Source organism: Pantoea sp. AS142 (assembly GCF_037152305.1).
Taxonomy (GTDB): Bacteria; Pseudomonadota; Gammaproteobacteria; order Enterobacterales; family Enterobacteriaceae; genus Pantoea.
The window spans coordinates 1-17,719 of sequence record NZ_JBBCMO010000016.1; the positions used below are offsets into that span (position 1 = coordinate 1).

Sequence of the window (17,719 nt, forward strand, 5' to 3'; positions counted from 1 at the left end):
ATAAAAGCTATACCCCAAAAGATAGACCCCAATGCATCCATAGCTCAGCTGGATAGAGTACTCGGCTACGAACCGAGCGGTCGGAGGTTCGAATCCTCCTGGATGCACCATTCTTCGTATCATCCTCAGGTTGGTTTCTGAAAATCCATAAAAGCTATACCCCAAAAGATAGACCCCAATGCATCCATAGCTCAGCTGGATAGAGTACTCGGCTACGAACCGAGCGGTCGGAGGTTCGAATCCTCCTGGATGCACCATATTCTCCAGTAGAGTCAGTGCCTCATGGCGTGATTACCGTTAAGACCTCACTAAAAGCGACAACCTTACATCAGTAACGACCTGTGTGCAGCAAAAGCTGAGTGAGTATCCTGAAAAGACCCTCTGCAGTTTCCCACTGGCTTTATCTGCAATGCTTTACTCCTTAATCTGCCCCATTTATTCATCATCCTGACTTAAGCGACCCGTAACGTCTGTTTTACGCGGCAACGCTCTCTATTTTGCTGCCCATGCCCGTCTGCTGCCGCCTGTCCGCAAAAGAATGTTGAAAAAACGCTGATATTTCGTACATTTATCATTCGCCGCCCACGATCACCTTTATCTGAAAACAAAAATTGCTAATGCTTTCAAAGCATTTGCTGTTCATCCCCCCTGGCGACAACCTGCCCACATTAGGCTAAAGTAATGTCTCATTTGGTGAATGTCCGGAGTGACAATGTACGATCAATATGACGCCCTGATTTTCGATATGGACGGCACGATTCTTGATACTGAGCCGACACATCGAAAAGCGTGGCGTCAGGTACTGGCGCGTTATGGATTAATGCTGGATGAGGCACGTATTATCGACTTTAATGGCGCACCCGCCTGGCGGCTTGCGCAGTTCATCATTGAGTCCAATCAGTCGTCACTCGACCCGCATCTTCTTGCCGCTGAAAAAAACGCTGTTGTGAAAAGGATACTGCTGGAAAACGTCAAGCCACTTCCTTTAATGGAGGTGGTTAGAACGTACCATGGGCGTCGTCCGATGGCGGTGGGTACCGGAAGCGAACACAGCATGGCAGAGGCGCTACTGACGCAACTGGGTGTGCGTGAGCTCTTTTCGGCAGTCGTCGGCGCTGACGACGTACAGCGTCATAAACCTGAGCCTGAAACCTTCTTACGCTGCGCTGAGCTGATGGGCGTGGCGGCGGCACGTTGTGTGGTGTTCGAGGATGCGGACTTTGGTATTCAGGCCGCGAAGGCAGCAGGCATGGCTGTGGTGGATGTCCGCTTACTGTGAGTGACGTTCTCACGTATGCCTCGATGTTCGGCAGCAGTTTTTTAAGCGCGACGCTTCTGCCGGGAAACTCTGAAGCACTGCTGATAGCACTATTGATAGCAAAAAAGACATCAGTTTACGGGTTGCTTTTGGCCGCATCACTTGGAAACACTTTGGGCGGCTTAACCAACATTCTTATTGGTCGCTTGCTGCCGCTAAAACGTCAGGGGCGATGGCATGACACAGCAATGACGTGGTTGCACCGACTGGGACCTGCAGCACTTTTATTAAGCTGGCTACCGGTGATAGGGGATCTGCTCTGCGTTCTCGCAGGCTGGTTACGTTTCGCCTGGCTACCGGCGATGCTGTTTCTCGCTGTCGGTAAAACACTGCGTTATATCGTTATCGCGACTGCTACATTACAGGGAATGCAATGGTGGCAGTGATTCGCACAGATTCGAGGCTACGGTTAACATTATGCTGAACAAAAATAAATTATTATCACAGCGGGAGGTAATGTGATCCCGGACGTATCCAAAGCGCTCTCCTGGCTGGAAGAGCATCCCAATGCACTTAAAGGTATTGGCCGTGGCATTGAGCGTGAAACGCTGCGTGTACAGGCGAATGGCGATCTGGCAAAAAGTGGCCACCCGGAATCGCTGGGTTCGGCGCTGAAACATGACTGGATCACCACTGATTTTGCCGAAACGCTGCTAGAGTTTATTACACCAGTGGATCACAGCATCGATCACATGCTGGCATTCCTGCGCGATATCCATCGTCACGTTGCCCGTGAACTGGGTGATGAACGCATGTGGCCCTTCAGTATGCCGTGCGTGATTGACGATGCGGACAATATTGAGCTGGCGCAATATGGCACCTCCAATATCGGTCAAATGAAGACCCTCTACCGAGAAGGCCTGAAAAACCGCTACGGCGCGTTGATGCAGACCATCTCCGGCATTCACTATAACTTCTCGCTGCCACTCTCATTCTGGCAGGAGTGGGCTGACGTTAAAGATAAGGAAAGTGGAAAAGAGACGATTTCGGCGGGCTATCTGCGATTGATCCGCAACTATTATCGCTTCGGCTGGGTGATCCCTTATCTGTTTGGTGCATCGCCGGCTATCAGCTCCAGCTTCCTGCAGGGCCGTGAGAGCGCACTGCCGTTCGAAACCAATGACAAAGACACGATGTGGCTACCGTACGCCACATCGTTGCGTCTGAGCGATTTGGGCTACACCAATAAATCGCAAAGCTCACTGGGCATCACGTTTAACTCACTGGAAGGCTATGTTACTGCACTGAAGAAAGCGATCAAAACGCCGTCAGAACAGTATGCGGCGATGGGCACTAAAGATGCAGCCGGTAACTGGCTGCAACTCAACACCAACGTGCTGCAGATTGAAAACGAACTCTATGCGCCTATCAGGCCTAAGCGTGTGACTCGCTCGGGTGAAGCGCCCTCTGATGCGCTCCTGCGTGGTGGCATCGAATACATTGAAGTGCGTTCACTGGATATCAACCCGTTCTCTGCCATTGGCGTTGATGAGAACCAGGTCCGCTTCCTCGACCTGTTCCTGATCTGGTGTACCCTGGCCGATGCGCCGGAAATGAGTGCAGATGAGTTGCAATGCACCCGCAAAAACTGGAATCGGGTGGTGCTGGAAGGACGTAAGCCGGATCAGAAAATTGCTGTGGGCTGCGGAGAAGCGGAGCATTCGCTGGTTGAAGTGGGCAAAACTCTGTTTGCCGATCTGCGTCGGGTCGCTGAAGTCTTAGACAGTAATAATCAGGACAGCACGGAATATCAGCAGGTTTGCGATCAACTGGTAGCGTCGTTTGACGATCCTGAGCTAACCTACTCGGCGCGTATCCTTCAGGCAATGAAGGACAATGGTGTAACCGGAACCGGCGTGGCCCTGGCTGAACAGTACCGCCATCTGCTCTGCGAAGAGCCGCTGGAAGTTCTGGCAGAAGAAGATTTCACGCGTCAGGCACAGGAATCTGTTGCTGCACAGCAGCAGCTGGAAGCGGATGATAAGCTGGATTTTGAAGCGTATCTGGCGAGCCGGGAAGGGTAGAAAAGAAAAAGGCCACATCAATGTGGCCAAATTAACATCTCTGTTGTCAGGGATGATGATAACAAATGCGCGTCTTTCATATATTCAGACGTTAGGCGAACAGAAAAGTTTCATCATTTTAAAAAAATTCTCAGAACAGGAGGTGACGTATGCCACTACTGGATAGTTTTACCGTTGATCATACCATCATGGGCGCACCGGCCGTACGCGTTGCGAAAACCATGAAGACTCCGCATGGTGATACGATTACCGTTTTTGACCTGCGTTTTTGCCGCCCGAACATCGATATCCTCACCGAGCGTGGCATTCATACGCTGGAGCATCTCTTTGCCGGATTCATGCGTGATCACCTGAATGGTGACGGTGTGGAAATCGTTGATATTTCGCCAATGGGTTGCCGCACTGGCTTCTACATGAGCCTGATTGGTACGCCTGACGAGCAGCGCGTTGCCAAAGCGTGGAAAGGGGCGATGGAAGACGTTCTGAAAGTTAAAGATCAGAACCAGATCCCTGAGCTGAATGAATACCAGTGCGGCAGCTACAAGCTGCATTCGCTGGGTGAAGCGCAGCAGATCGCACGCAATGTGCTGGCGCATGAGATCGGCGTTAACCGTAACGAAGATCTGAAGCTGCCTGCTGAAAAGCTGAAAGAACTGCACATCTAGTCAGGGCTTTTCTGCTAAAAAACGCCGCGTCATGTAGATTGCGGCGTTTTTTTGGCTTCAGGAGCCTACCGATTTTTTCAGTGGAGTCTTCGGCGTGATGCGCACCTGTTTGATCATGTTGTCCTGCACGTCCAGAATATCAATGTTGTAGTGGCTAATCTGAACACGGGTGGCGATGGCTGGGATCTCTTCCAGCGCTTCCAGCAGCATGCCGTTGATGGTACGTGCCTCCTGCTCTGGCAGTTGCCAGTTAAATGCCTTGTTGATTTCACGCACGTTGGCGCTGCCTTCAATCAGTACGGATCCATCATTCTGCGGCATCACTTCTTCTGCCAGTGACGGAGACATTGAGGTAGTAAAGTCACCCACTATCTCCTCCAGAATGTCCTCTATCGTCACCAGCCCCTTGATGTCGCCATATTCGTCCACTACCAGGCCCGCTTTCTTTTTATTGCGCTGGAACTTCACCAGTTGGGTGTTCAGCGGCGTCCCTTCGGGAATGTAGTAGATCTCATCGGCGGCACGCAGCAGCGTCTCTTTGGTGAACTCTTTTTTCTCAGTCATCATGCGCCAGGCTTCGCGTACCCGCAACATGCCGACGCAGTCATCCAGCGAGTCGCGGAACAGCACAATGCGGCCGTGTGGCGAGTGGCTCAGCTGACGTACTACCGACTTCCAGTCATCGCTGATATTGATGCCGACGATCTCATTACGCGGCACCATGATGTCGTCAACGCTGACTTTCTCCAGATCGAGTACAGAGAGCAGCATATCCTGGTTTCGGCGTGACATTAGGCTGCGCGACTCATAGACGATGGTGCGTAACTCCTCTTTGCTCAGTGCGGAGTTAATGGCACCGTCAGCACGGATGCCCACCATCCTCATCAGCAGACGGGTAATGGTGTTCAGAAGCCAGACCAGCGGTAGCATGATGTATTGCAGCGGCACCAGCAACAGGCTGCTGGGAAAGGCGACGCGTTCGGGATAGAGCGCCGCGACCGTTTTCGGCAGCACTTCCGCAAAGACCAGCACCACAAAGGTCAGAATACCGGTCGCGATCGCCACTCCTTCATCACCGTGGATACGCATGCCAACGATGGTGGCGAGTGCAGAGGCCAGAATATTAACCAGGTTATTGCCGATTAATACCAGACTGAGCAACCGGTCGGGACGCCGCAGTAACTTTTCCACCCGGCGTGCAGCGCGATTCCCGTTTTTTACCTGATGGCGTAGCTTATAGCGATTAAGCGTCATCATGCCGGTTTCCGACCCGGCAAACCAGGCGGAAACCAGTACCATGACGCAGAGAATAATAATCAGCGTGGTGGTTGAAACATGTTCCAACGCAGAACTTCCTTTTTAACGAGAGACAGGGACAAGCAGATGCTGCAGGATGCGACTGCCGAAGTAAGCCATGGTTAACAGCACCGCACCGCTGCAGTTAAACCAGACGACGCGGCGACCACGCCAGCCTTCATGATAGTGGCCCCAGAGCAAAACGATATAAACAAACCACGCAATGATAGAGAGAACGGCTTTATCGACGTTTTCTGCGCTGAAGAGATCCTGCATATAAAACAGACCCGTGCAGAGCACCAGTGTTAACAGCACGACCCCCACCTGGGTGATGTGAAACATCTTACGTTCAATGGTCAGCAGCGGCGGCATATCCTGGGTAAACGCCAGGCGTTTGTTTTTTAACTGGTAATCGATCCACGCCAGTTGCAGTGCATAGAGCGCGGCAATAATCAGCGTCGCATAGGCGAAGAGCGATAGGCCGATATGGATCATCATGCCTGGTGTGGTTTCCAGATGGGTGATGAACGCATTGGGGACAAAGGTGGCGAAGGCCAGATTGATCAACGCAAAGCTGTAAACAATCGGCAGCAGCAGCCAGCCACGGTTTCGTGACGCCACAATGGTCATGATGGCGCAGATCAACAGGCTGACCAGCGAGCCAATGTTGAGCAGGCTTAAATTCTGTCCGCTATCAACAGCAAATATGCGTTGCTGCAAGGCCACCGCGTGCGTCACCAGCGCCACACAGGCAGAAAGCATCGCCATTCGCCGCCAGCCGCCGTTATGTTTCAACAGGCTGGGAATGATAAGGGCAAGACTTAAGGAGTAGGCGAATAGCGCCACTATCGCGAAAACGAACATAGATCCTTTCAGGTTCAGTCAGATAAGGAAAAAGGCAGTATAGCGCCAGCCGAAGCAGGCTCCAAACGATCTGAGGGGCAATTGCAGAGATCGCTGAGGCTTCGTGTTATAATCCGCCGCATTCTGCCGATCAGGCGCCTCGCGATCTTTTTAAGTGAGAGACCATGTTTGATAATTTAACCGATCGTTTGTCGCAAACCCTGCGAAATATTAGCGGCCGCGGAAGGCTGACTGAAGAGAACATCAAAGAGACCCTGCGCGAAGTACGCATGGCGCTGCTTGAAGCTGACGTTGCGCTGCCGGTAGTGCGTGACTTCATTAACCGTGTGAAAGAAAGCGCGGTCGGTCATGATGTGAATAAAAGTCTGACGCCAGGTCAGGAGTTTATCAAAATCGTTCGTAACGAGCTGGTTACGGCGATGGGTGCAGAGAACAATGCACTCGACCTGGCTGCGCAACCGCCAGCCGTAGTGCTGATGGCGGGCCTGCAGGGTGCCGGTAAAACCACCAGCGTCGGTAAGCTGGGTAAGTTTCTGCGTGAGAAGCACAAAAAGAAAGTCTTGGTGGTTTCTGCCGACGTCTATCGTCCGGCGGCAATCAAACAGCTCGAAACCCTGGCGCAACAGGTTGGGGTGGATTTTTGCCCGTCCGATCTCAGCCAGAAGCCGGTGGATATCGTTAACAATGCGCTGCGTGAGGCTCGCCTGAAGTTCTACGATGTGCTGCTGGTGGATACCGCCGGTCGTCTGCACGTTGATGAAGCGATGATGGACGAAATCAAGCAGGTTCATGCCGCGATTAAGCCGGTTGAGACGCTGTTTGTAGTCGATGCCATGACCGGTCAGGATGCGGCAAACACGGCTAAAGCCTTTAATGAAGCGCTGCCACTGACCGGGGTTATTCTGACCAAAGTCGACGGTGATGCACGAGGTGGTGCGGCGCTTTCGATTCGTCATATCACCGGTAAGCCGATCAAATTCATGGGTGTCGGTGAAAAAACCGACGCACTTGAACCATTCTATCCTGACCGTATTGCTTCGCGCATCCTCGGCATGGGGGACGTGCTGTCGCTGATCGAAGATATCGAAAGCAAGGTTGACCGCGATCAGGCGGAGAAACTGGCTAAGAAGCTGAAAACTGGCGACGGTTTTGATCTCAATGACTTCCTTGAGCAGCTGAAACAGATGCGCAACATGGGTGGCATGGCCAGCTTGATGGGTAAATTGCCCGGTATGGGGCAGCTGCCTGACAATGTGAAGTCGCAGATGGATGATAAAGTGCTGGTGCGCATGGAAGCGATTATCAACTCGATGACACGCAAAGAGCGTGAGAAGCCAGAAATCATCAAAGGCTCGCGTAAGCGCCGCATCGCCACGGGCTCTGGTATGCAGGTGCAGGACGTTAACCGCTTATTGAAGCAGTTCGACGACATGCAGCGTATGATGAAGAAAATGAAGAAGGGCGGTATGGCGAAAATGATGCGCGGTATGAAGGGCATGATGCCGCCAGGTTTTCCTGGCCGCTAAACGTTCCACAAAAAAGCCCGAAAAGACGCTGTTTAGGTTGCTTTTTGCGCCAAAATGAGTAAAATTTTCGGGCTTTTTATACAGCACCCGGACCCCGTTCCTCGATGGGGGCCGGGTGTTTTATTAACTGAAGAGGATGTTATGGTAACAATTCGTTTGGCACGTCACGGCGCTAAAAAGCGTCCGTTCTATCAGGTCGTCGTCACTGACAGCCGCAATGCACGCAACGGTCGTTTCATCGAGCGCGTTGGTTTCTTCAACCCGATCGCATCTGGTCAGGCTGAAGGTCTGCGTCTGGATCTGGACCGTATCGAGCACTGGGTTGGGCAGGGCGCAACGCTTTCCGATCGCGTTAACGCGCTGGTCAAAGAAGCTAAGAAAGCAGCTTAATCTGTCACGGTGGTGAGCATGAGCAGACAACTTGCCGCACAGCCTCCTGTTAACCCGATTGTATTGGGTAAGATGGGAGCGGCCTACGGTATTCGCGGCTGGCTCAAAGTGTTTTCCTCCACTGAAGACGCTGAAAGCATCTTCAACTACCAACCCTGGTTCATCCAGCGCGCCGGTAAATGGCAGCAGGTCGAACTGGAAGGTTGGAAGCACCATAATCAGGACCTGATAATCAAAGTCACAGGCATTGAAGATCGGGATGCGGCGGCTCAGTTAACCAATTGCGAAATTCAGGTTGACTCGACGCAGTTGCCATCGCTGGAAGAGGGTAACTACTACTGGAAAGACCTTATGGGCTGCCAGGTGGTTAATCTCGAAGGCTACGAGATGGGTAAAGTCATCGATATGATGGAAACCGGCTCGAACGACGTTCTCGTCGTTAAGGCAAACCTGAAGGATGCATTCGGTGCTCAGGAGCGGTTAATTCCGTTTCTTGATGAACAGGTTATCAGGAAAGTCGATCTCTCTACTGGTGTCATTGAGGTAGATTGGGATCCTGGTTTTTGATCTCCGAATCGAACGGTAACGTAACGGCGAATACAATGTGGATTGGTGTTATTAGCCTGTTTCCAGAAATGTTTCGCGCTATTACCGATTACGGGGTAACTGGCCGGGCTGTAAAAAACGGTCTGCTCAGCATTCAAAGCTGGAGTCCTCGTGACTTTACGCACGACCGGCACCGTACCGTGGATGATCGTCCTTACGGCGGCGGACCGGGAATGCTGATGATGGTACAACCCTTACGGGATGCTATCTCTGCAGCGAAAGCAGCGGCAGGTGATGGTGCCAGGGTGATATATCTTTCACCTCAGGGTCGCAAACTGGACCAACAGGGCGTTTGTGAACTGGCGGCGCGGGACAAGTTAATTCTGGTCTGCGGTCGTTATGAAGGGATTGATGAGCGCGTAATCCAGACCGAAATTGATGAAGAATGGTCAATCGGTGATTACGTTCTCAGCGGCGGGGAACTGCCAGCAATGACGATGATTGATGCAGTCGCCCGGTTTATTCCTGGTGTACTCGGCAAGCAGGCGTCAGCCGATGAGGATTCATTCTCTGAAGGCTTGCTGGATTGTCCGCACTATACCCGACCTGAAGTGTTAGAAGGCGTGGAGGTCCCGGCAGTATTACTGTCAGGCAACCATGCTGATATTCGCCGCTGGCGTCTGAAGCAGTCGCTAGGCCGTACCTGGCTGAGAAGACCTGAACTTCTGGAAAACCTGGCTCTGACTGAAGAGCAAGCAAGGTTGCTGAATGAGTTCCAGCGGGAATTTCAGCAGCAACAAAACGATGATGTGGAAGAGTGATCCTCCCCGACTATCAGTTTACCCAGGATATGAGATTTAATTATGAGCAACATTATCAAGCAAATTGAACAAGAGCAGATGAAACAGGACGTACCTTCCTTCCGCCCGGGTGATTCCGTGGAAGTGAAAGTATGGGTCGTTGAAGGTTCTAAAAAACGTCTGCAGGCATTCGAGGGCGTGGTTATCGCTATTCGTAACCGCGGTCTGCACTCTGCATTCACTGTTCGCAAAATTTCTAACGGCGAAGGCGTTGAGCGTGTATTCCAGACTCACTCGCCGGTAATTGACAGCATCGCTGTTAAACGTCGTGGCGCTGTGCGTAAAGCCAAACTGTACTACCTGCGTGAGCGTACTGGTAAGTCTGCTCGTATTAAAGAGCGTCTTAACTAAGGTATCGCTAACGCGACATCTAAAAGTTAATAGCAAACAAGGGGTTGGCGTGATGCCAGCCCCTTTTTTTATGCCCTTGTCCACGGATTGGCTACGCAGATTTTTTTGTGGTCAGTTGTAGGCATTAAAAAACCCGCCGAAGCGGGTTAGAGCCAGAGTTGGCCTTGGGACGTTTTGGGGCCTCCACGGGCAGGGTGGGGCGGTACGGGATTTACTCTGCCTGGGCACATGATTATATCGGTTACAGTTTCTAAGGATTTGAAGGTACACCCACAGTTTATGTTCTGGCATTGATTGTATCGTTCTTTTGTGTTCTCAGAGAGCACAACACTGCTGCGAGTGTGTGCAGCGTGAGAGCACTTTGGACAATTCATCATTTAGGATTCGCCCTGTTGATTATTTAACTTGATCATACCTACTGATTATCCAAAAGGATAATAAATATTACTATTGTAAGCTTGAGTCCTCAATTTTAACCTCAAGTTCGATATTGGTTGTATACCCGCTGTCCGCGCTCAGGCTGTGCGTCAGCGTTGTAATGATCCATTCCGCGGCATCTATCTGTTGTTTAAAGCCGCTGACCTTCAACGGCATTTCCGTATAAAGCTCAGCGCGCCCCTTTGCCAGCTGGATTGAGAACGTTGCCACACCACGCTGCAGGCGTTCCCACTGCATTTTGGCCGCCCGTTCTGCGTTACCCCGGTTCGCGTAAGTGCGGCTAAGTACCAGCACGTTCTCGTCCGTGCCGATCAGGTAATCGCCCTGTTTTGCCTCCGGCTCCTTTTTCTTCTTCGCCGTGGTTTTACGTCGCCTGCGCTTCACCTTCGCCACCGGCTTCTTTGTCGGTTCGCGGGTGTGCAGCCAGCTGGCAATAACTCCGGTGTAGGCGTCCCGGTCCGCCAGGGTGAAGCGGTGGCCGTCTCCGTCCCTGCGCTGAAGAGTGATAACCGGCAGCGCTCTGCCGCTTGCCGTCTTTCCCTGGCCCTGCCGGATAAACAGCAGATTACCGTCCTTGATGCAGGCAACCGCACCGCACTGTTTAGCCAGGCGCATCATAAAGCTGGCGTCTGATTCGTTGGTCTGATCGAGGTGGTCAATATCCATCTTTGCCATATCCTCACCCATCGCCATTTTCAGCTTATGCCGTCCGGCCACCTCACGGACAATTTCGCCCACGCTGGTTTTGTGCCAGGACTTTTCACGCTTCGTGTTCAGCGTCTGCCTGAAGTCCGCGCTGCGCGCCCGCAGCGTCAGGCGGTCCGGCGTGCCGCTGTGTTCGATTTCGTCAACGGTATAGTTGCCTTTCGGGAAAAGCTGCGCATCCTGCCAGCCCAGCGACAGGGAAAGCACCACACCACGGCGCGGCAGCTGCAGCTGGCCGTCCGCGTCGTCCAGCTCGATGTCCAGTTGATCCGCCTCAAATCCCCGGTTGTCGGTGAGCGTCAGGCTCAGCAGGCGCCTTTCCAGCTTCTGCGTGATGTCTGCCCCGTCCATCGTCAGCCGGAAGGCGGGGGAATTCTGCTGGCCGTTAATCCACGGGGTTGTCATCATGAGAATAACCCTCCCGCTGCTGCGCTGACTTTACCTGCTGCGGTAACTGCTGCGCCCTGCATGGCAGACAACTGATCGCTGAGGCTGCCGAACATTTCCCCCAGCGATTCATCGGTGCGCTTCAGCGTCAGCGTAAATTCAATACGGCGGCACACGCCGCTGCTGAAGAACTCCGCTTTGGTCTGACTCAGGCTTTCAATCACGAACATGCCGTAAATCGTCCCGCTGCCCTCAATAAGCGGCCACGCGCGGCCCAGCTCTGCAATCTGCTCCAGCGCAAACAGCGACAGCCTGCCGCCGGTAATCTCCGGCAGCAGCACGCCGGAAAGTGTCAGCGTGTCATTGTCCGGGCCTAAGAACTGCAGCGACGGCCTCACTCCTACGCGGCTGTTTGACGGGAAACGCCAGCTGCGCTGATACTGCAGTTCCTGATAGGGCACCGTCCTCAGCATGAAAACAAATAAGCCCAGCGTCATCATCATTCCTCAAATCCTCCCCTGTCCCGGTAACTGCTGCGGGCGCGGGCCTGCGCCTGCCGCTCTTTTGCCTCTATCCTGCGCATCACCTCATCAACCAGATCCTGCTGGCTCTGCCCCGGCTGCTGCACGATGGTGAAGGAGGCGTGAATCTGCGGCGCAGCTGCCTGTGTAGCGCTGCCACTCATGCGCGGTGCTTCCTGCCGGTACGCCTGAACCGGCAGGCTGAGCGGGTGCAGCGGCTTCGCCTCCGCCGTTGCTCCGGTGCCGCCCAGCGTCAGCGCCGCCAGTGCAGCCAGCCGTGCGGTGCTACGGCGGCTGGTTACGTTCGCCGGACCGCTGACCAGTTCCGGCCCGTTCTCACCGGCCACGCCGAACTGCCCGGATGGAATGAAGCCGCCGCTGTCGTACATGCCCGCAAATCCGGGAAACCCGCCCGGCGGCAGGGATACACCGCCGCCCGTTTTGACTGTTGCCGGGCGCGGCAGCTGCGGCCCGCCGGTCTTATCACCGCCCGGCTTAAGAAAGTCCGGCAGGTAGTCGGTCAGTGACGACAGCTTGTTTTTAATCGCGTCCCGCTTCTGGCTGATACCCGCCATCAGCCCGTCAATCATCTGTGAACCGGCCTCCTGAAAACGTGCGGGCAGGGCCTTCGCGTCGGCGACAATCTCACCCCACTTCGTGCTGATGTAGGTGCGGATCGCAGTCCAGACGCTGCTGACCTTTGTGCTGATAGCGTCCCAGATGGCGGCAAGCTTTGGCCCCAGCGTGTCCCAGTTCTGCCAGATAAGAAGCGCTCCGGCGGCAATCAGCCCGATAACGGCCAGAATCGGGTTTGCCATCATCAGCCGTCCCAGCCACAGCACGCCGTTCCCCACGATGCGGATGGCGCTTTTTATTAATCCAAACGCGCTGAATGCTTTTATTCCCAGCACATTAAAGCTGAGCCGAAGCAGCGCCATCGGCCCAAGCACCGCCGCCAGGCCGATCATGAGCGTACCCAGCGCCAGCACAATCACGGATATGACCGCCGCTGCTTTTACCAGCGTGCCCGCCAGCTCTTTGTTGTTTTCCACCCAGCGGCGGGTCACGCCAGTGACTTTCTTCACCATATTCATGATGTCCATCAGCGGCGTGCGCAGTGAATCGCCCAAGCCGCTCATGGTGTTTGACACGCCGGTTTTAGTCAGCATCCACTGTGCGGAAAGTGAATCCTTGTTAATGTCAGATTCTTTCTGCATCGAACCCTTTGCAGCATCCCCCTGTGTCAGCGCCAGCTGCCTGCGCAGCTCAGGCATGTTATTGACAAGCTTTGCCGCTGCAGGACCGAACTCCTTGCCAAAGAGCATTGTCAGCGCGGGCACTCTCTTGCTATCCGGCAGTTTTTTAACCTTTTCCAGAACGCGCATGATGGTGCCCATCGCATCCGTGGTCATCTGCTTTTCAATCTTTGCCGGGTCCAGTTTCAGCAGGTCCATGCCGTCCATAAACCGGTTACTCTGCATCGTGGCTATAGACAGCTCGCGCACCATTGCATTAGCGGAACTGGCCGCAATCTCAGAGGTGGCACCCAGCGTCAGGAATGTTGAACCCAGTGCCGCCACCTGACGGAAGTTCATCCTGTCGGCCACGCCGCCCATGCGCTGCAGCACGTCGATGATGTCTGAACCTTTGGACATGGCGTTATCGTCCAGATAGTTCAGCGCGTCGCCCAGCTGCTCAATGTTGCGAGTGGGGATTTTGTACAGCTGCGCAATCTTGCCCAGCCCTTCAGCCAGCTCACCGGCGGGCAGCTCAAACGCGGTAGACGCCTTCGCCGCCGTGGTGGCAAAGGCCATCAGGTCGCGCTTCTGGTCCTCATAAGAATCGTTCTGGTTAGTCACGCCCATGCGCGCGCCGCCCTCAACCAGCGCGGCGTAATCTATCGCGCCGTTTTCCATCGGCAGTTGCTCACTGGCGGCCTTGATGGCGGCCTGCATGTCATAAAACTGCTTTGTGCGGTTGCCGCTGTCGTCGCGCAGCCCGTTGACCTGCTTTGCCACGCCCTTCATGGCGTCTTCCATTGCCGCTGAAGACTTTACGGCAGCCAGCACCGGCGCGCCCATTGCCAGTCCGGCGGCGGACGTTGCCGCACCGGCACCGGCCACGCGGTCGCGCACCTCAAGCGAGCGTGAATAGCGCTCACGTACCGCGCGCATTTGTGCCTGCCCATCTCCCAGCTTTTTAAGCGACTGCTGCTGCCGGTCAATGGCGGCGCGCGCCTCGTCCGACTGACTTTTCAGTTCGCGCTGTGCCTGGCTCAGTTTCTTCGTGTCGATACCGGCAGCGCCCAGCGCCTCACGCTGACGCTGCACCGACAGGCGCAGCCCGTTGTAAGTCTGCTGCAGCTGGCTGGCGCGGTTTTTTGCCTGCTCCAGCACGCGGGCCTGTGCAGCGGTGGGCTTGTTTGTTTCCGTAAACTGCACGGCCAGCCGCGCCGCTTCCTCGCGGGCGGCTTTAAGGTTGTTAGCAGTGATGGCAAGCTGTGAGCGGGTTTTACGGAAGCCGTCAATGCGCCCGGCCTGTGCGTCCAGCGCCTTGAGGGTGTTGCGCGTGTCGCGCAGGGTGCCAGCCAGCTCGCGCGTGCTGTCGCGGGCGCTGCGGAAGGGGCGCGTCAGCTTATCGACCGCGCCCAGCACGACCTGTAAACGCAGATTTTTATCACTCATCGCTGGCCCTGTGTCGCAGGATTGCTTTGTGCCGCCACTCCAGCACCTCGGTCAGCGTCATGGACTCGGTCACGGAGGGCGGCCAGTGAAAGACGGTGGCGATGTCCGCCACCAGATCGTCTACCGTCAGGCCGTCGCTAAATCCGACAGGACCGACTTCTTCAGCAAAAAAGTGACCACCTCCACCGACAGGCTGACCAGATCGGCGGGGTCCATTTCGTTAATTTCCGCCGTGGTCAGCGCCGGGGTGGTGATACGCGGCAGCACGGTGATCAGTGCGTTCACGTCCATGTCCAGCAGTGCCTGCAGGCGGGTGCCGCGCAGCGCACCGGACTGCGGCTTGCGCACGGTGACGGAGGTGATTTCTGTTTTGCCGCGCAGGATCGGGGTGTCCAGCTCAACGGCTTTTTCATTTGGCGTGGTTTTATCAGTCATGGTGCTTTTCCGTTAAAAAGAGAGATAAGCGGCAGGCGCGCGGCCTGCCGGTGTGATTACAGGCCCAGCGCGTTGCGGTGCGCTTCCATCAGGTCGGTGCCGCCCACGATTTCGATCATGTTCACCAGATCGCACTCATAGAGCACTTCGCCGTTGATGGTCAGCTTTGCGTAACTGTTTGTGCCGGACACTTTGGTGGTGCTGGATTCGCCGGTTTTCCATTCGCCGGAGTCCAGTTCCTTATAGCGTCCGCGCGTGACCAGCTCGACCGCCTGCACTTCGCCGGTGTCGTCGCGCTGGATGGAGCCGGTAAAGCGCAGCTGAATACCGTCCACGGTGGTGGTGCCCATCTGCTTAATCAGCAGCGCTTCGGTGCCGCCGATGGTGAATTCCGTATCCAGCGCGCCATCGTCCAGGCCCATGTCAATGTCCACCGCACCGGCCATGCCGCCGCCGCGATACTTCTCAAACTTGCGGGTGAATTTCGGCAGCGTCACGGACTCAACCAGCCCCTGCCAGTTGTTACCTGCGTTGAACAGGTTCAGATGCTTGAGTTTGCGGGGTAATGCCATTTTTCCGTCTCCTTATGCGCTGACGCGGCTGCTGAAATCGAGCAGGTAACGATCAGTGATGCGCTGGCGCAGCAGCAGGTTTTCCAGCGGGGGCACCGGCGTGTAGTCGTAATCGATCAGCAGCTTGCCCGCCTTAAGCGTGTCCTTGTCGTTCATGCTCTCGTCCAGCCAGCAGTCCGCGCCAATCAGATAGCCCTGATTCACCAAGCTTCGCAGCTTCGCGCGGATGCTCTCGATAATGTCACGGGCCAGTGACGGGTTCAGCGCGCCGTCAACGGACCACATCTGCGCCTCTGCCATCGTGTCCATCAGCACCTGCGCGGTGCGGGTATAACACTCAAACTGAAAGAGCGGGTCATCACTGAGGCAGCGGGAACCCCAGAAGCGGAAGCCGTCTTTGCGGATCAGCGTGGTGACGTCGTTCTGGTTCAGCAGGCCCGCATCGGTGGCCGGATCCTGCAGGTCCCAGAAGACGTCTTTTGAAATGCCGGTAACGCCGTTCACGCCGACGTTTGACAGGGATTTATGCCAGCCGGTCTGCTCGTCGATTTTGGCGCGCAGGCCCAGCGCGCGGGCGGTGGCGTAAGCCGTCGCGTCCGCCTTCAGCACGGTGTCAAAACTGATGAAGTCAGGCCAGATCAGCATCCCTTCGCGCTGGCTGAAGTTGCTGCGGTAGGCAATCGCCTCTTCAACGCTCTTGCAGCCATACGCGGACAGGTAGGCAAAGCCGCGCAGGCTCTGCGCCACACTCAGCAGTTCGGTGGCAACGGCTTTGGTGTCGTGGCCCGGCACGCCCAGAATGCGGGGCTTTACGCCGCAGACGGACTGCGCGGCCAGCAGCGCCTTCATGCCGGTGCGCTGGCCGTCGGTCACGCCGCCGATGATGTTGGCGGTGGTTTCCGCTTCGGTTTCGCCCTGCGGCACGCGCACGACGACGGTGACGGGTTTGGACTGATCGGCGATGGCGTCCAGTGAGCGGGCCAGCGTGCCTGATTCCCCGGCCTTACCGCTGGCGGTGAGTACGTCGGTTAACAGCACCGGGCGGTTAAGCGGGAAGGTGGCCGCGTCGGCGTCGTCGCCGGTGCAGACCAGCCCGACAATCGCGGTGCTGACGGTGGTGATGGTTCGGGTGCCTTCGTTGATTTCCTCAACGCGCACGCCGTGGTGATTATCCTGTGCCATGTGGCGGTTCTCCTGTGAAGGGGTTCCGCTATGGTCAGGTCTCAGGGAAGGGAAATCACGCCGCTGTCATTGTGTGGCAGCTGACACAACGGTCAAATCTGCTGCCCGCTGATAGTGACTAAAAAAGCCAGCGCCCGGCAGCGGCTGACTCCATAAACATGCGTATCGTCAGCGGGGATTTATCCTGCTTTACCGGTGCGCGGGATAAAAAAGAACGGGTTTTCCAAGGGAAATAAGTGGCGGGCGTAAAACCTGCTGGCTGTACGTTAAAGTTGCGAAAAAACGTCTCTGCCATATCTGCAATATCCTCTGCTTCAAACAGTTCCTGCAGAATATCGTCGTCACCGATTTGAATCTTTTTTAAGAGAAGCGTTGTCACCAGCGGCAGCTCTCGCAGAATGAATTCGCGCACCGCATCAGGGGTTGCTGTCATATTATTCACCAGATTTTATCCTCCGGTCGCACAATCAGGTTATAGCGATGGACGGTTCGAAAACTGATTTGTGCCACATCATTTGCCAGAATCACCCACCCCACAACCGGCACGGCCCTGCCAATGAATGTTCCCAGGTTATTCACCCAGAAAATCTTCAGCCCGCGCATGCTGAAGGATTTTAACGTCAGGGTCGGCAGAATGCGCTTCCGGAATTTATAGGACATGTGCCTGCGGAAAAAGAGTGACGCAACAGACGTACCCGGCGTTGACGTAAGCGGTTTTCCCGGCACGTCAATGCTATTGTTACCCAGGATGATGCCTGCAACTGCGCCAATATCCTGTACGCCCAGCTGTTTTTCGGTTTCATCAAGCAGCACCCAGAACAGTAACTCCTGCGGCGTCAGGTTCTGCAAGCCGTGATAAAAATAGGTTCCGTTCAGTTGCTCAGTCGTATCCATCGCCTCAGATCCCTGTCATTAAATGGTTAACAGATTTTAACTTTACCACCTGCGCAGCAGG

At 55.0% G+C, this 17,719-nt stretch carries 20 protein-coding genes, 2 tRNA genes and 1 pseudogene; 11 read left to right on the forward strand and 12 right to left on the reverse strand.

Going from position 1 to position 17,719, the window contains the following annotated elements:
* Window positions 1-33: 33 nt before the first annotated feature.
* From WFO64_RS21250 to luxS, 6 genes and pseudogenes are all read left to right on the forward strand, one after another.
* Window positions 34-110, forward strand: a tRNA-Arg gene (locus WFO64_RS21250).
* Window positions 111-180: 70 nt separating this feature from the next.
* Window positions 181-257 (forward strand) — tRNA-Arg (locus WFO64_RS21255).
* Between the two features lie 455 nt (window positions 258-712).
* On the forward strand, window positions 713-1,279 hold the full coding sequence (yqaB, locus tag WFO64_RS21260) for a fructose-1-phosphate/6-phosphogluconate phosphatase (RefSeq protein ID WP_337014096.1): 567 nt from the start codon (window positions 713-715) through the stop codon (window positions 1,277-1,279).
* Window positions 1,276-1,704 carry a YqaA family protein gene (locus WFO64_RS21265; RefSeq protein ID WP_337014097.1) on the forward strand — a complete coding sequence of 143 codons (429 nt, stop codon included), beginning with the start codon at window positions 1,276-1,278 and terminating at the stop codon, window positions 1,702-1,704. The genes yqaB and WFO64_RS21265 overlap by 4 nt, the downstream gene beginning before the upstream one ends.
* 31 nt (window positions 1,705-1,735) lie before the next feature.
* Window positions 1,736-3,342 (forward strand): annotated as a pseudogene (gshA, locus tag WFO64_RS21270) (glutamate--cysteine ligase).
* Between the two features lie 149 nt (window positions 3,343-3,491).
* Window positions 3,492-4,007 carry an S-ribosylhomocysteine lyase gene (luxS, locus tag WFO64_RS21275; RefSeq protein ID WP_337014099.1) on the forward strand — a complete coding sequence of 172 codons (516 nt, stop codon included), beginning with the start codon at window positions 3,492-3,494 and terminating at the stop codon, window positions 4,005-4,007.
* 57 nt (window positions 4,008-4,064) lie between these two features.
* On the opposite strand, the gene WFO64_RS21280 is transcribed toward luxS, so the two are convergent.
* Together WFO64_RS21280 and WFO64_RS21285 are read right to left on the reverse strand one after the other, a co-directional pair.
* Entirely contained in the window at window positions 4,065-5,351 is a 1,287-nt protein-coding gene (locus WFO64_RS21280) for an HlyC/CorC family transporter (RefSeq protein ID WP_337014100.1), read from the reverse strand.
* A gap of 15 nt (window positions 5,352-5,366) precedes the next feature.
* A complete protein-coding gene (locus WFO64_RS21285; RefSeq protein ID WP_337014101.1) occupies window positions 5,367-6,167 on the reverse strand; it encodes a cytochrome C assembly family protein in 801 nt (266 codons plus the stop codon).
* A gap of 164 nt (window positions 6,168-6,331) precedes the next feature.
* Here WFO64_RS21285 and ffh point away from each other — a divergent pair, with 164 nt between their 5' ends.
* The 5 genes from ffh (at window position 6,332) to rplS (ending at window position 9,840) form a co-directional block, all read left to right on the forward strand.
* Window positions 6,332-7,693: a signal recognition particle protein gene (ffh, locus tag WFO64_RS21290; protein WP_337014103.1), complete on the forward strand. Its 1,362-nt coding sequence runs from the start codon at window positions 6,332-6,334 to the stop codon at window positions 7,691-7,693.
* Window positions 7,694-7,834: 141 nt separating this feature from the next.
* Window positions 7,835-8,083, forward strand: coding sequence for a 30S ribosomal protein S16 (rpsP, locus tag WFO64_RS21295; RefSeq protein ID WP_003849041.1), 249 nt, complete (start codon window positions 7,835-7,837; stop codon window positions 8,081-8,083).
* An 18-nt stretch (window positions 8,084-8,101) separates the two neighbouring features.
* Window positions 8,102-8,650 (forward strand): ribosome maturation factor RimM, encoded by a 549-nt coding sequence (gene rimM, locus WFO64_RS21300; protein ID WP_337014105.1) that lies wholly within the window; start codon window positions 8,102-8,104, stop codon window positions 8,648-8,650.
* 35 nt (window positions 8,651-8,685) lie between these two features.
* On the forward strand, window positions 8,686-9,450 hold the full coding sequence (gene trmD / locus WFO64_RS21305) for a tRNA (guanosine(37)-N1)-methyltransferase TrmD (protein ID WP_337014107.1): 765 nt from the start codon (window positions 8,686-8,688) through the stop codon (window positions 9,448-9,450).
* A gap of 42 nt (window positions 9,451-9,492) precedes the next feature.
* Window positions 9,493-9,840, forward strand: a complete 348-nt coding sequence (gene rplS, locus WFO64_RS21310) for a 50S ribosomal protein L19 (RefSeq protein WP_003849035.1) — start codon at window positions 9,493-9,495, stop codon at window positions 9,838-9,840.
* Window positions 9,841-9,986: 146 nt separating this feature from the next.
* Here the strand turns inward: rplS and WFO64_RS21315 are convergent, their stop codons facing one another.
* The 10 genes from WFO64_RS21315 to WFO64_RS21360 all read right to left on the reverse strand — a co-directional run bounded on the left by WFO64_RS21315 (window position 9,987) and on the right by WFO64_RS21360 (window position 17,658).
* On the reverse strand, window positions 9,987-10,217 hold the full coding sequence (locus WFO64_RS21315; RefSeq protein WP_074399310.1) for an ogr/Delta-like zinc finger family protein: 231 nt from the start codon (window positions 10,215-10,217) through the stop codon (window positions 9,987-9,989).
* 70 nt (window positions 10,218-10,287) lie between these two features.
* Window positions 10,288-11,388, reverse strand: a complete 1,101-nt coding sequence (locus tag WFO64_RS21320; protein ID WP_442956172.1) for a phage late control D family protein — start codon at window positions 11,386-11,388, stop codon at window positions 10,288-10,290.
* A complete protein-coding gene (locus WFO64_RS21325) occupies window positions 11,388-11,873 on the reverse strand; it encodes a phage tail protein (RefSeq protein WP_137244589.1) in 486 nt (161 codons plus the stop codon). Before WFO64_RS21325 ends, WFO64_RS21320 begins: the two co-directional genes overlap by 1 nt.
* A complete protein-coding gene (locus WFO64_RS21330) occupies window positions 11,870-14,575 on the reverse strand; it encodes a phage tail tape measure protein (protein WP_337014112.1) in 2,706 nt (901 codons plus the stop codon). Before WFO64_RS21330 ends, WFO64_RS21325 begins: the two co-directional genes overlap by 4 nt.
* A complete protein-coding gene (locus WFO64_RS21335) occupies window positions 14,568-14,687 on the reverse strand; it encodes a GpE family phage tail protein (protein ID WP_033786692.1) in 120 nt (39 codons plus the stop codon). The genes WFO64_RS21330 and WFO64_RS21335 overlap by 8 nt, the downstream gene beginning before the upstream one ends.
* 14 nt (window positions 14,688-14,701) lie before the next feature.
* Window positions 14,702-15,010, reverse strand: a complete 309-nt coding sequence (locus WFO64_RS21340) for a phage tail assembly protein (RefSeq protein ID WP_090965641.1) — start codon at window positions 15,008-15,010, stop codon at window positions 14,702-14,704.
* Window positions 15,011-15,066: 56 nt separating this feature from the next.
* Entirely contained in the window at window positions 15,067-15,582 is a 516-nt protein-coding gene (locus WFO64_RS21345) for a phage major tail tube protein (RefSeq protein ID WP_060680951.1), read from the reverse strand.
* A 12-nt stretch (window positions 15,583-15,594) separates the two neighbouring features.
* Window positions 15,595-16,764 (reverse strand): phage tail sheath protein, encoded by a 1,170-nt coding sequence (locus WFO64_RS21350; protein ID WP_337014118.1) that lies wholly within the window; start codon window positions 16,762-16,764, stop codon window positions 15,595-15,597.
* A gap of 118 nt (window positions 16,765-16,882) precedes the next feature.
* Window positions 16,883-17,206 carry a DUF1493 family protein gene (locus WFO64_RS21355; protein WP_337014120.1) on the reverse strand — a complete coding sequence of 108 codons (324 nt, stop codon included), beginning with the start codon at window positions 17,204-17,206 and terminating at the stop codon, window positions 16,883-16,885.
* Window positions 17,203-17,658: an STM2901 family protein gene (locus WFO64_RS21360; protein ID WP_337014122.1), complete on the reverse strand. Its 456-nt coding sequence runs from the start codon at window positions 17,656-17,658 to the stop codon at window positions 17,203-17,205. Before WFO64_RS21360 ends, WFO64_RS21355 begins: the two co-directional genes overlap by 4 nt.
* Window positions 17,659-17,719: the final 61 nt, after the last annotated feature.